Source organism: Amycolatopsis sp. CA-126428, from assembly GCF_002904335.1.
In the GTDB taxonomy this organism is placed as follows: Bacteria; Actinomycetota; Actinomycetes; order Mycobacteriales; family Pseudonocardiaceae; genus Amycolatopsis.
Map to the genome: position 1 here is coordinate 149,440 of NZ_PPHF01000019.1, position 12,233 is coordinate 161,672.

General features: G+C 71.3%; 12 protein-coding genes. 6 read left to right on the top strand and 6 right to left on the bottom strand.

Features of this window, described 5'->3' with window-relative positions; all coding sequences use genetic code 11:
• Window positions 1-33: 33 nt before the first annotated feature.
• A complete protein-coding gene (locus C2L58_RS04940; RefSeq protein ID WP_199191101.1) occupies window positions 34-762 on the bottom strand; it encodes an SIS domain-containing protein in 729 nt (242 codons plus the stop codon).
• 117 nt (window positions 763-879) lie between these two features.
• Between C2L58_RS04940 and C2L58_RS04945 the strand changes: the two genes are divergently transcribed.
• The 4 genes from C2L58_RS04945 to C2L58_RS04960 all read left to right on the top strand — a co-directional run bounded on the left by C2L58_RS04945 (window position 880) and on the right by C2L58_RS04960 (window position 4,797).
• The gene (locus C2L58_RS04945; protein WP_103336185.1) at window positions 880-1,572 is read left to right on the top strand and encodes an alpha/beta hydrolase; all 693 of its coding nucleotides are present in this window, start codon (window positions 880-882) and stop codon (window positions 1,570-1,572) included.
• 95 nt (window positions 1,573-1,667) lie between these two features.
• A complete protein-coding gene (locus C2L58_RS04950) occupies window positions 1,668-2,921 on the top strand; it encodes an SAM-dependent methyltransferase (protein WP_103336186.1) in 1,254 nt (417 codons plus the stop codon).
• A 95-nt stretch (window positions 2,922-3,016) separates the two neighbouring features.
• Window positions 3,017-4,228: an LCP family protein gene (locus tag C2L58_RS04955; RefSeq protein ID WP_103336188.1), complete on the top strand. Its 1,212-nt coding sequence runs from the start codon at window positions 3,017-3,019 to the stop codon at window positions 4,226-4,228.
• Between the two features lie 38 nt (window positions 4,229-4,266).
• Window positions 4,267-4,797 carry a GNAT family N-acetyltransferase gene (locus C2L58_RS04960; protein ID WP_103336190.1) on the top strand — a complete coding sequence of 177 codons (531 nt, stop codon included), beginning with the start codon at window positions 4,267-4,269 and terminating at the stop codon, window positions 4,795-4,797.
• Here C2L58_RS04960 and C2L58_RS04965 read toward each other — a convergent pair.
• The 4 genes from C2L58_RS04965 to C2L58_RS04980 form a co-directional block, all read right to left on the bottom strand.
• Complete coding sequence (locus C2L58_RS04965; RefSeq protein ID WP_103336191.1) at window positions 4,794-5,255, bottom strand: peroxiredoxin; 462 nt, start codon at window positions 5,253-5,255, stop codon at window positions 4,794-4,796. The two genes, C2L58_RS04960 and C2L58_RS04965, sit on opposite strands and share 4 nt — an antisense overlap.
• 383 nt (window positions 5,256-5,638) lie before the next feature.
• On the bottom strand, window positions 5,639-7,456 hold the full coding sequence (locus C2L58_RS04970; RefSeq protein WP_103336193.1) for a putative bifunctional diguanylate cyclase/phosphodiesterase: 1,818 nt from the start codon (window positions 7,454-7,456) through the stop codon (window positions 5,639-5,641).
• Between the two features lie 237 nt (window positions 7,457-7,693).
• A complete protein-coding gene (locus C2L58_RS04975) occupies window positions 7,694-9,154 on the bottom strand; it encodes a cytochrome P450 (protein ID WP_103336194.1) in 1,461 nt (486 codons plus the stop codon).
• An 18-nt stretch (window positions 9,155-9,172) separates the two neighbouring features.
• Complete coding sequence (locus C2L58_RS04980; protein ID WP_103336196.1) at window positions 9,173-10,141, bottom strand: AraC family transcriptional regulator; 969 nt, start codon at window positions 10,139-10,141, stop codon at window positions 9,173-9,175.
• An 82-nt stretch (window positions 10,142-10,223) separates the two neighbouring features.
• On the opposite strand from C2L58_RS04980, the gene C2L58_RS04985 reads away from it, so the two are divergent.
• Together C2L58_RS04985 and C2L58_RS04990 are read left to right on the top strand one after the other, a co-directional pair.
• Entirely contained in the window at window positions 10,224-10,628 is a 405-nt protein-coding gene (locus tag C2L58_RS04985) for a pyridoxamine 5'-phosphate oxidase family protein (RefSeq protein WP_103336292.1), read from the top strand.
• A 17-nt stretch (window positions 10,629-10,645) separates the two neighbouring features.
• Window positions 10,646-11,104, top strand: coding sequence for an NUDIX hydrolase (locus tag C2L58_RS04990; protein WP_103336197.1), 459 nt, complete (start codon window positions 10,646-10,648; stop codon window positions 11,102-11,104).
• Window positions 11,105-11,152: 48 nt separating this feature from the next.
• Here C2L58_RS04990 and C2L58_RS04995 read toward each other — a convergent pair whose 3' ends face one another.
• Window positions 11,153-12,226: a ribonucleotide-diphosphate reductase subunit beta gene (locus C2L58_RS04995; protein WP_103336199.1), complete on the bottom strand. Its 1,074-nt coding sequence runs from the start codon at window positions 12,224-12,226 to the stop codon at window positions 11,153-11,155.
• Between the last annotated feature and the right edge of the window lie 7 nt (window positions 12,227-12,233).

Below are 12,233 nucleotides of genomic sequence, written 5' to 3' on the forward strand. Positions count from 1 at the left end.
GCCGGTGCTTATTCACGAAATGCTCAGCAGGAACTACCGCAGCCGGGGGACGATTTCGCCGTACTTGGCCAGCAGTGCGGCGTTCGCCTCGTCGCCACCCTCCACATTGGAGCTCCGCCACAGCGGGACGTCGAGGCCTTCGGCCGTTCCGCGGTCGTAAACCTGGGCCAGCACCAGGTTCCACAGGTACGCGTTGACCACAGTGGACAGCGGCGCGGTGCGCGGGGCGTCCGGCGGGTAGCTCGCGTCACCCGGGACGACCAGCGAGTCCAGCACCACCGTGCCCTGCTCCACCAGGGTGCTCGACGACCGCTTCGGCGCCGCGGCCACGCACGCCCGCGACGTCACCGCGATGACCGCCGCACCCCGCTTGCGCGCCTCGATGCACAGCTCGACGGGGTAGGGGTTGACGCCGGACGTCGAGAACACCACCAGCACGTCGTCCGGCCCCGGCGCGCGCTCGGCCAGCACCTCCGCGGCCAGGCCGCTGCGCCGCTCGGTCCGCGTGCTGGAGACCGCGCCGTGCAGCGGGAGCAGCTCCGGGTGGTAGAGGGGATAGACGCAGGCCAGCCCGCCGGCCCGGTAGAACGTCTCGGCGACCGCGGCCAGCGAGTGCCCGGCGCCCGCGGTGTAGACCAGTGCGTCGGCCCGGATCACCCCCAGCACCAGGTCCGCCGCGGCCCGCACCGATTCGGCGTTGACCTGCTCGACTTCGGCCAGCTGCCGGGCGACGCTGCCGGTGATGTCCGTGGCGCTCACCACACCCACCCTTCCGTCGGGGATCGGGCGCCGAATCTACCGTGCGGACCACTTCGCGCGGTGGAATAGCCGGGTGGGGGACCGAGGTTGACCCCGGCACGGGGGAACAGGAGGACGCGGGTGGGCGAGATGGATCCGGCGGTGGCCGTGTGGCCGGCGCGGGGGCGGACCCGGGCGGTCGTGCTCGTGCTGCACGGCGGCGCGGAGCGGGGCACGGGCAGCGTGGCTCCCTGGAAGCTGGCCTACGTCAGGATGGTCCCGATCGCGCGGGCCCTGCACCGGGCCGGCCGTCGAGACGGCGTCGAGGTGCGGCTGCTGCGCAACCGCCGCTACGGCTGGAACGCGCCCGCCGAGGACCCGATCGAGGACGCCCGCTGGGCCCTCGAGCGCATCCGCGAAGACCACCCCGGCCTGCCGGTCGTGCTGGTCGGTCACTCGATGGGGGCACGGGTCGCGCTGCGCGTGGCCGACGACCCGGCCGTGCGCGGCGTCTGCGCGCTGGCGCCGTGGACGCCGCGGGGCGAGCCGGTCGAGGCCGTCGCCGGGAAGTCGGTGCTCGTCGTGCACGGCACCCTCGACCGGATGACGAGCCCGGCGGAATCGCACGCCTACGCCGAACGGGCCGCGGACGTCGCCGCCCGCGTCGCCCGGTTCGAAATCGCCAACGAGGGTCACGCGATGCTGCGCCGGGCCCGCGTCTGGACCCGGCTGGCGGTGGCGTTCACCCTGGATCTGCTCGCCGGGGACGACGGCGGGACCCTCCGCGGGGCGTGGGCCGCGAGCGGGCCCGACCGGCTGCGGATACCGGTGTGAACGTGCCCCGAACAGGGCATTCGCCGAAACGCGCCGCGGGGGTGCGGCGACTACGATCGATCACCGGCGAACCTGGCCGGCCGGAGGGAGTACCCGTGACCACTTCGAGCGCTGACCGGGCGTCGGCCCGGGACGTCCCGGACGGGACCCGGTGGCCGGGCCTGGCCACCCCGCCGCACTCCGCGCTGCGCGCGCGGATCGCCGCCGCGCTGTTCCGCCACGCGATCCGCCCGCTCGACGTCCGGGCGACCTTCCCGGACGGCACCGTGCTCGGCGCCGGCGGCCCGGAGGCACCCGAGATGCGGATCCTGCGCCCCGAGGCGTTCTTCCACCGCATGGGCGTCGACGCCAAGATCGGCTTCGGCGAGTCCTACATGGCCGGTGACTGGACCGCCTCCGACCTGGCCGAGGTGCTCACGCCGTTCGCCGAGCGGATGGCCACGCTCGTGCCGCCGGTGCTGCAAAAGTTCCGCCGGCTCGCCGAGCGGACGCAGCCGCCGTCCGAGGAGAACACCCTCGAGGGCGCGCGGGCGAACATCCACCGCCACTACGACCTGTCCAACGACCTGTTCGGCGCCTTCCTCGACGAGTCGATGACGTACTCCTCGGCGCTGTTCGGTCCCGGCGACGACCTCACCACCGCGCAGCACCGCAAGATCGACAGCGTGCTCGACTACGCCGGCGTCCGCGCCGGCAGCGACGTCCTCGAAATCGGTACCGGATGGGGTGAACTCGCCATCCGCGCCGCGGCCCGCGGCGCGCACGTGACGTCGCTGACCATTTCCGAGGAGCAACGCGCGCTGGCCACCGAACGCATCGCGGCGGCCGGGCTCTCCGACCGCGTCGAGGTGAAGCTGTGCGACTACCGCGAGTCGAGCGGCCGGTACGACGCCGTGGTCAGCGTCGAGATGATCGAGGCCGTCGGCGCGTCCTATTGGCCGGCGTTCTACGCCACGATCGGGGACCGGCTGCGCCCGGGCGGGCGGTTCGGCCTGCAGGCCATCACGATGGACCACGACCGGATGATGGCGGCGTCACGCGCGTACGGCTGGGTCCACAAGTACATCTTCCCGGGCGGCCTCATCCCGTCGGTGCGGTCGATCGAGGAGGGCATCAAGGCGGACACCCGGCTCAAGCTGGCCGGGATGCGCGAGTTCGGCCAGGACTACGCGCGCACGCTACGGTGGTGGCGCGAACGGTTCCTGCACCGCTGGACCGACATCGCCGGGTTCGGGTTCGACGACGTCTTCCGCCGGATGTGGGAGTTCTACCTGGCCTATTCCGAGGCCGGGTTCCGGTCCGGGTACCTCAAGGTCCACCAGTTCGGCTACGAGGCGACCGGCCGGTAACCGGTCGCGGCAACCCGACCCCGGTGCCGCACGTCCTCCTTTCGAGGACGTGCGGTGTACTGACGGCGACAGTTTGTCCGGATCGGGATTGGGTGATGGTGATGACGTACCGTGGCGACGACGGCGGGCGCCGGATGCCGCCGCCCCGGCCGTCCGGCGGCCGCTCCCGGGACCACCAGCGCGCGCAGATGATGCCGCTGCCCGGGCGGGGCCGCAGCCCGTACGACGAGCGCACCCGCCCGATGGGCACCCGCGACCCCGAGTACGCCCCGCCCCCGCCGCCGCGGCAGGACCCGCCCGGCCGCCCGGCCCGGGACGACTACCCGCCGTCCCGGCCGCCGCGCCGGCGCCGCTGGAGCATCGGCAAGGTCCTGGGCGCCCTGGTGCTCGTGTTCGTCGTGTTCCTCGCCGGCATCTGGGTGTACCTCGAGTTCTCGATCAAGCGCGTCGACGCGCTGGAGGACTACTCCGGCCGCCCGGTGGCCGCGTCCGGCACCAACTGGCTGATCGTCGGCTCGGACAGCCGCGAAGGCCTGACCGCGGAGGACGAGGAGCGGCTCGCCACGGGCGACGTCGCCGCGGCGGGTGGCGGGCAGCGCACCGACACGATCATGGTCGCGCACCTGCCGGACAACAGCACCAAGCCGACGCTGCTGTCGCTGCCGCGCGACTCGCAGGTGTCGATCCCCGGCCACGGCAAGAACAAGATCAACGCGGCGTTCTCGCTCGGCGGCCCGAAGCTGCTCGCGCAGACCGTCGAAGGCGCGACCGGCCTGCACATCGACCACTACGCGGAGATCGGCTTCGGCGGGTTCGCCAAGATCGTCGACGCGATCGGCGGCGTCGAGATGTGCATCGACAAGGACATGAACGACACGGTGACGGGGATCAGCATCAAGGCGGGCTGCCCCCAGACGCTCGACGGCCGGTCGGCGCTGGGCTTCGTCCGGATGCGCCACAGCGACGCGACGCCGCGGTCGGACCTCGACCGCGTCGCCAACCAGCGCAAGTTCATCGGCGCGCTGGTCAGCCAGATCGCCAGCCCCGGCACGCTGCTGAACCCGTTCGACTTCTTCCCGCTGCTGTCCTCGGCCCCGGACGCGCTGACCATGGATTCCGGCGACCACGTGCACAACCTCGCCGGCCTGGCGATCGCGATGCGCGGGATCTCCTCCGGCGGCGTGGTGACGACGACGGTGCCGGTGACCAGCGGGTCGGCGGAGAACTGGGACAAGGCCAAGTCGAAGCAGCTGTTCGACGCGCTGAAGAACGACGCCGAGGTCCCCGACAGCGTGATCGTGAATTGATTCGCGCGTGACGTCCCGGCCGGGGCACCATGAGCTGCATGGAAACCCCGGCCGAGACCTACCGCGAAGGTGACCTGACGCTGACCCGCTGGCACCCGGGCGACCGGACGACGCTGACCACGGTCGTCAGCGGCTCACTGGCGCACCTGAGGCCGTTCCTCATCTGGGTCGCCGACGGGTACACCGACGACGACTCGGCGGAGTTCCTGCGGCGCACCGCGAAGCACTGGGAGAGCGGCGAAGCGTACGACTACGCGTTGCGGCTGGGCTCGGAAGTGGCCGGCGGCATCGGCGTGATGACCCGCGACGGCGGCGTCGAGATCGGCTACTGGCTCGCGGCCGGTTTCGCCGGCCGCGGCTTGATGACCCGGGCCGTCACGCTGCTGACGGAGGAGGCGTTCCGCCTCGGCGCCGGGTACGTCGAGATCAAGCACGACGAGCGGAACGTCCGAAGTGGAGCGGTGCCCGCGCGCCTCGGCTTCACCCGGGTGCGCTCGGAACCGGCGGAGAAGCCGCTGGCCCCGGCGTGCACGGGCACCAACCACGTGTGGCGGCTCGTTCCCCGCTAGGAGACCTTGTTCCGCTCCCGCAGCGCCTTGAGCGCCTCGTCGGCGTGGACGGTGAAGTTCAGCTCGCTCTTGATCTTCGCGATGATCTTCCGGTCTTCGCCGATGACGAAGGTGGCGCGCTTGGTGTGCAGCGGCAGGAGTTTCCGCCACACGCCGAACTGCTTCGCGACCTCACCCTCCACATCGGACAGGAGCGGGTAGTCGAAGCCGTTGGCGGCCGAGAAGGCCCGCTGCTTGGTGATGGCGTCCGGGCTGATCCCGACGCGGTGCGCGCCGACCGCCGCGAACTCCGCCGCGAGGTCGCGGAAGTGGCAGCTTTCGGCGGTGCAGCCCCCGGTCATCGCGGCCGGGTAGAAGAACAGGACCACGGGCCCGGTGGCGAGGAAGTCCGAGAGCGTGCGCTCCTGGCCCTCGTCGTCGGGCAGCGTGAAATCGGGGGCGAGGTCTCCGGCGTCCATGGACGTCCTTTCTCGTCGGCGGTAGAACCCATCCTGCCGGGTCTTCGGAGCCGTCGCTTCGCCGGCTTGGTCGTGCCTGCTGGTTGCGTGGTTTCCCCGCTCCTCGTCCTTGATTGTTCGACACCGGAGACCCGGCCTCAAGGGCGCCTTCGGCGTCGCTTCGCGATGGGCAAGCCCACCCTTGACCCCGGCTCTCCGGTGTTGACTGCGGCGGGGACGAGGGGCGGGGAGGTGTAGGGCGGGTGGTTGAGTTCTGAGGGCGGGTGCCGGTTGAGGGCCGGCTGGTCCGGTCGGGTGGGTGGGTGCGGTTGGGGGCCGGCTGGTCCGGTCGGGTGGGTGGGTGCGGTTGAGGGCCGGGGCTGGCCCGGCAGGCGGTGGTTCGCTCAGGTTCGTGGGTGGCGGGCGATCATCTCGTCGACCTCGTCGCCCGTTGCCGAATCCGCCACGAACGGGCCGCGGGCCGCGATCACCCCGAGCTGGCGGAGCCGGGCCGCCTGCTCGTGCGTGCGGACTCCCTCCGCTCCCACCCGCAGGTGCAGCTCGCGGGCCCGGGTGATCAGCTGCGTCAAGTGGCGCAGGTCGGGCTCCGCCGGGTCGTCCGTGTCGAGCGCGTCGACCACCGGGCCCGAGAGGATCACGTGCCGCACCGGGAGGCGGTGCTGGGGGATCAGCTCCAGGTCCGCCGACCCCGAGATCGTCAGCACCAGCTGGGCGCCCAGGTCGGCCAGGACCGCCAGGGAGTCCAGGACCTCGCCGCGGGGGTCGAGCATCGAGTCGCGGTCCGTGCACAGCCTCAGTGCCCGTGCCGGGAGCTCGTGCTTGTCCAGCTGCTCCTTCACCAGCAGCACCAGGTCCGGGTCGATGGCCAGCCGGGCCGGGAGCCGCACGCAGACGTCCGGTGCCGCGTCGCCCAGGTGCGTGCGCCAGCGGGCCGTGGCCGCCAGGGATTCGGCGAGGAGCCAGCGGCCCAGCGGGACCGTCATGCCTGTGGTCTGGGCGAGCGGGTAGAACTCGTCGGAGCCGAGCTCGCCCTTCTCCGGGTGGTTCCAGCGCAGCCCGGCGTTGACCGCGGCGAGCTCGTCCGGCCGGGACAGCTTCACCGTGGGCTGGTAGACGAGCGAGAACTCGCCGTTCTCCAGCGCGCCGGCGATGACCGCGCCCAGCTGGTAGCGGCCGCGGTCGCGGGCGTCCAGCTCCGGGTCGAACAGCATCCACTGCGCCTTGCCGGCCTCCTTGGCCCGGTGCAGCGCGATCTCCGCCGCCCGCAGCAGTTCCGCGGCGCCGCCCTCGACCGCGGCGCGCACGACGATGCCCGCGCTCGCGCTGACGCCGATGCCGTGCCCGCCCAGGTAGATCGGCTCGTTGAGGTCCTCCAGGGCCCGCTCGACCAGCCGGACGACCTCGGTCGCCGCCAGCTCGCCGCGCAGCAGCACCGCGAAGCCGTCGCCGGACAACCGGGCGACGAACCCGTCGTGGTGGCCGGTGAACACCGCCGAAAGCTTGCTGGCGACCCCGCGCAGCACCTGGTCGCCGACGCCGGCGCCGAGACCGTCGTTGATCACCTTGAAGCCGTCGACGTCGAGGTAGATCAGCGCGATGTCGTCGCGCGCGCCGGCGCCGAGCGCGGCTTCGAGCTTGGTGGTGAACGACGACGCGTTCGGCAGCCCGGTCAGCGGGTCGTGCACGTTCTGGTGCAGCAGCCGCTCCTGCAGCAGGTGCAGCTCGTTGGCGTCCGACACCATCAGCACCGGGTAGACCGAGCCGGGCCGGTCGCCGGGCAGCCGGGCGAGCGTCACGTCGGTCCAGAGCTGCCCGTCTTCGGTGTGGTCGAGCAGCATCCGCTCCTGGTAGCGGTCGCGGCCCGTGCGCACCTGCTCCAAGCCCGCCTTGAGCCGCGAGACGTCGTGGTCGGTCGAGCCGAGGTCGGTGATGTGCCTGCCCCGCAACCGTTCCGGCGAGCAGCCGAGCAGCTGGCCGAGGGCGAGGTTCGCCTCCACGATGGCGCCGTCGGGGTCGGCCAGCGCGATCCCCATCGGCGACGCGGCGTACAGCGCGGTGAACCGCAGCAGCGCGCCGTCGTGCTGCGAGCCGGCTTGGTCGACGGCTTCGTTCGCGACTTCGAGCAGCAGGGCCTCGAGCTCCTCCGGGGGAAGCGTTACTCCTTTGGTGTCGGCCAACGTCGCCGCCCACCGGCGCGCCACGTCCAGTAGCCCTGACGCGGCACCGGGTTCAGGCACACTCCACCTCTTCACGCACAGGTATGGCCAGGTCGGACACGGTGTCGGGGATCGTGAAGCCACACCAGGCAGCCTTCGCCCACGATCGATGCCACGCCATCATGTGCGTAACGGGGTGTCTACCGGCTGAACGAGTGAACGAATCTCCACAAACGGTAACTTTTCGTTACCTAGTGTATGCGGTGGTGGACGGATGCCGGGTCAGCGGGGGGTCAAGTGGACCGGCAGACCGTCCGCCGGCACCGGTAGCGAGACGTAGTCCCAGCGCGCGGTGTAACTCTCCGGAACCGACCAGCGGTACGCCCGCAGCAGTTCGTGCATCAGCAACTTCACCTCGAGACCGCCGAAGTGCAGCCCGATGCACTTGTGCGCGCCGCCGCCGAACGGCATCCACGCCATCCGGTGCGACTTGTCCTCGCGCCGCGGTTCGGCGAAGCGTTCCGGGTCGAACGCGAAGGGGTTCGTCCAGCACTCGGGCGCGAAGTGGTTGACCGTGGGCGAGACGCCGACCAGGGTGCCCGCCGGGATGTAGTGGCCGAGCACTTCGGTGTCCTTGACGGTCTGGCGGGTCAGCGACGGCACCGGCGCGACCAGCCGCAGCGCCTCCTTCATCACGAGGTCGAGGGTCTCCAGCCGCTCCAGCGCCGCGATGTCGGGCAGGTCGTCGCCCAGGGCCAGGGACTCCGCGCGGGCGCGTTCCTGCCATTCCGGGTGCTTGGCCAGGTAGTAGGCCATGGCGCTGCTGGTGATGGTCGTCGTGTCGTGCGCGGCCATCATCAGGAAGATCATGTGGTTGACGACGTCGGTGTCGGAGAACCGGTCGCCGTCCTCGGTGGTGGCCTGGCAGAGCGCGGCGAACAGGTCGTCGCCGCCCGAACGTCGTTTGGCGGGCAGGTTTTCGCCGAAGTAGCGCTCGAGGACCTTCCGGCCGTGCAGCCCGGCCGACCAGCGCCCGCCCGGCACCGGGAAGCGCACGAAGGCGGTACCGGCCCGCACCGAGCTGACGAACGCGCGGTTGATCCGGGCCGCGTCGCCGCCGCTGCGCATGCCCATGAACACGCGGGTCGCGACGTCGAGGGTCAGCTGCTTGAGCGCCCAGTACAGCCGCGGCCGCTCGCTCGAGCCCCAGCTCGCGACGCCTTCGCGCAGCGCGGGCCCCATTTCGCCGACGTAGCCGGCCAGCCGCGGGCGCGTGAAGGCCTCCTGCATGATCCGGCGGTGCAGGTGGTGCTCGCCGAAGTCCATCAGCATCAAGCCGCGCTCGAAGAACTTCTCGATGAAGAACTTCCAGCCCTCCTGCGAGAACGCCTTGTCCTTGTTGACGAGCGCGATCTGCGTGGCGTCGGGCCCGGACAGCGCGACGATCCGGCGGCCGAACCCGCCGGTCCACGACACGGGGCCGTAGAGCTCGTAGCGGCGAAGCCCGAACGCCGGGCCGAAACGCATCATCTCGAGCATGTGCCCGACCAGCGGCGGCCCTTCGTCGCCGAGCACCGGCTTGAGGCCGCTGCCCGCGGGCGGCGCCGCGAGTTCCTTGACGGGCCACCGCGACCGGAGCCAGCGTTCATCGACCTTGGGCGGCAGGGGGAGTGCGGTCAGCGTCGGAACGCGTTCGCGCAGCGCTTCGGCGGCTCGGCTCACGGTGCCCGGCAAAGTGACCACCTCCTGCGTCGAGATCGGCTACACCTTCACGATGCCCTCTTGTTGACGGTCTGACAACACCTGGGCGGACGTCCTTTCGGGTGGACCGTGGCGGAACTCGCTGGGGGTCACGCCGCGGACCCGTTTGAACGCCGCGCTGAAGCCGAACGGGTCGGCGTACCCCACGGCACGGGCCACCTCCGCGACGGTCGCGTCCGGCCGCTCGGCCAGCAGGTCCGCCGCGAGCGCCATCCGGCGCCGGGTCAGGTAGGTCAGGGGTGGTTCGCCGACCAGCTCGGCGAACCGCTTGGCCAGGGTCGAGCGGGAAACCCCGGCACGCGCGGCCAGCGCGGCGACCGTCCACGGCGCCGCGGGCTCGTCGTGCAGCAGGCGCAGCGCGGGGCCGGCCACCGGGTCGCGCTGGGCGCTCCACCACGCCGGGGGTTCGCCGCCGGGCCGGTCGAACCACTCGCGCAAGGTGCAGACGAGCATCCAGTCGAGCAGCCGGTCGAGCACCACCTGCTGCCCGGGCGTGTCGGTGGCGACCTCGGCGGCGAGGTGGTCCAGGACGGCGTCGCCGGTGCCCCCGCCGCCGACGCGCAGCACGGCGGGCAGGGCGTCCAGCAGTGGGCGGCTGACCTCCCCGCCGGCCGGGTAGGCGCCCACGATCAGCGTGGTCGGTCCCTCGCCGTCGTCGCGCCAGCCGCGGCGGTACCGCGTCCCGCCCAGTTCCGGTGCGGCGCAGTACTCGCCGTACGCGACGGGCTCGGCGGCCGTGCCGATTTCGTCGACGAAGGTGAACGTCTCCGGGCCGCGCACGACGACGGTGTCGTAGGCGCGCAGCGGCTCGGGGGCGCCCCGCTCGGGGACGATCCAGCCGCCGCCGGAAAGCACGGTGCACAGGGTGAGCGGCGCGCCGTCGACGAAGTGCAGCGAAAACGGGGGCGACAGGGCCGAGCTGCCGAACAGCGAGCCGTGGGCCCGCACGCCGCGGAAGAGGTCGTCCACGCCCTCGAGATTAGACGAATGGACAGGGAATCCGGTTTCTCACCCATGGGATCGTCCGGATGCACCCGGTTGAATGGAGGTCATGACCGCACTGACTTCCGACGACCTCGAGTTCCTCCAGCGCCCGTTGCACGGCTTCCTGACCGTCTCCGCCGGCGAGCCCCGCCCGGTGTGGTTCGAAGCCACCGGCGACGGCCTCATCCAGCTGTTCACCGAACCGGACGCGCTCAAAGTTCGCCGCGCGCGCCGCGACCCGCGGGCGTCGATCGTGGTCGCGGCGCCGGTGGGGGAGCGGGAACGGTGGGTGTCGGTGACGGGCCGGGTTTCGGTGGAACCCGGCGGCGCCCACGACCTCGCCGCCCGCCTGGCGGCCCGGTACTGGGATCTCGACGACCCGGTGCGCGCCGCCGACCTGGAAGCGATTCTGAAGGGCGACCTGCTGCGCCTGGTGATCCACCCGGAAACCGTGCGCCGCTACGCCTACTGACGGGAGACGATGCCGACGTGGCCGAGCTGCCCCTCCACGATCGAGCGGGCAACGCGCTGCTCGCCGTACGCCCGATCGCGGAACGGGACCTGCCGGCGCTGCCCGCGGCGCTGGTGGTGGCTGTCCACGCCGGCGCCGTCCTGATGATGTTCGACAAGCGTCGCAGGCAGTGGGAACTGCCCGGCGGGATGCGCGAGCCCGGCGAAGCCTGCCGCGAAGCCGCCGTGCGCGAGCTGGCCGAGGAGACCGGCATCCGCGGCGTGGCGCTGACCTTCGCCGTGGTGGCCGACTTCGCCCTGACCGCACCCGCCCGCCGGGAATCCCTCGCCGTCTACCGGACCGGACTGATCGCCGCGCCGCGACTGACCCTCGGCGACGAAGGGCTCGGCTTCCGCTGGTGGTCGCCCGGCGACCCCGTCGAGGCGGACATGAGCCCCCTGGACGCGGAGCTGGCCGCGCGAGTGGCCACGACGTGAACCGGCCCCGCCCTGGCGAACCAGGGCGGGGCCGGATGCCTCGGGAGCTCAGTCCCAGTCGAGCGCGCCGCCCGACTGGTATTCGATGACGCGGGTCTCGAAGAAGTTCTTCTCCTTCTTCAGGTCCATCGCCTCGGACATCCACGGGAACGGGTTCTCGGTCTCGCCGAAGATCGGGGCCAGCCCGATCTGCTGCGCGCGCCGGTCGGTGATGAAGTGCATGTACTGCTCGCACAACTGGGCCGACAGGCCGAGCATGCCGCGCGGCATCGTGTCGCGCGCGTACTTGACCTCGAGCTCGCACGCCTCCTTCAGCATCCCGCGGACCTCCTCCTGGAACTCGGAAGTCCACAGGTGCGGGTTCTCGATCTTGATCTGGTTGATGCAGTCGATGCCGAAGTTCAGGTGGATCGACTCGTCGCGCAGGATGTACTGGTACTGCTCGGCGATGCCGACCATCTTGTTCCGGCGGCCCAGCGACAGGATCTGCGCGAAACCGGTGTAGAACCACATGCCTTCGAAGATCACGTAGAACGCGACGAGGTCACGCAGGAAGGCCTGGTCGGCCTCCGGCGTGCCGGTCTCGAAGTCCGGGTCCTCCAGGTGCTGCGTGTACTTCAGCGCCCACGCGTCCTTGTCCGAAATGGACGGAACTTCGCGGTACATGTTGAACAGCTCGCCCTCGACCAGGCCGAGGCTCTCACAGATGTACTGGAAGGTGTGCGTGTGCACGGCCTCCTCGAACGCCTGGCGCAGCAGGTACTGGCGGCACTCGGGGTTGGTGATCTGCCGGTACACCGCGAGCACGATGTTGTTGGCCACCAGGGACTCCGCGGTCGCGAAGAAGCCCAGGTTGCGCTTGAGCATCTGCCGCTCGTCCTCGGTGAGGCCGTCCTTCGACTTCCACAGCGCGATGTCGGCCTGCATGGCGACCTCGGTCGGCATCCAGTGGTTGTTGCAGCCGGCCAGGTACTTCTCCCAGGCCCAGGTGTACTTCATCGGCAGCAGCTGGTTGACGTCGGCGCGCGCGTTGATCATGCGCTTGTCGTCGACGTTGATCCGGGCGGCGCCGACCTCGATCTCCCCGAGGCCGGTCGCGCCCGTCGTCTCCACGTTGGTCATATCACTC

Bases quoted from the DNA above. Each gene is read 5' to 3' on its own strand.
- C2L58_RS04955 (WP_103336188.1), top strand. From the start codon at position 3,017: ATGGTGATGACGTACCGTGGCGACGACGGCGGGCGCCGGATGCCGCCG.
- C2L58_RS04960 (WP_103336190.1), top strand. From the start codon at position 4,267: ATGGAAACCCCGGCCGAGACCTACCGCGAAGGTGACCTGACGCTGACC.
- C2L58_RS04965 (WP_103336191.1), bottom strand. From the start codon at position 5,255: ATGGACGCCGGAGACCTCGCCCCCGATTTCACGCTGCCCGACGACGAG.
- C2L58_RS04985 (WP_103336292.1), top strand. From the start codon at position 10,224: ATGACCGCACTGACTTCCGACGACCTCGAGTTCCTCCAGCGCCCGTTG.
- C2L58_RS04995 (WP_103336199.1), bottom strand. From the start codon at position 12,226: ATGACCAACGTGGAGACGACGGGCGCGACCGGCCTCGGGGAGATCGAG.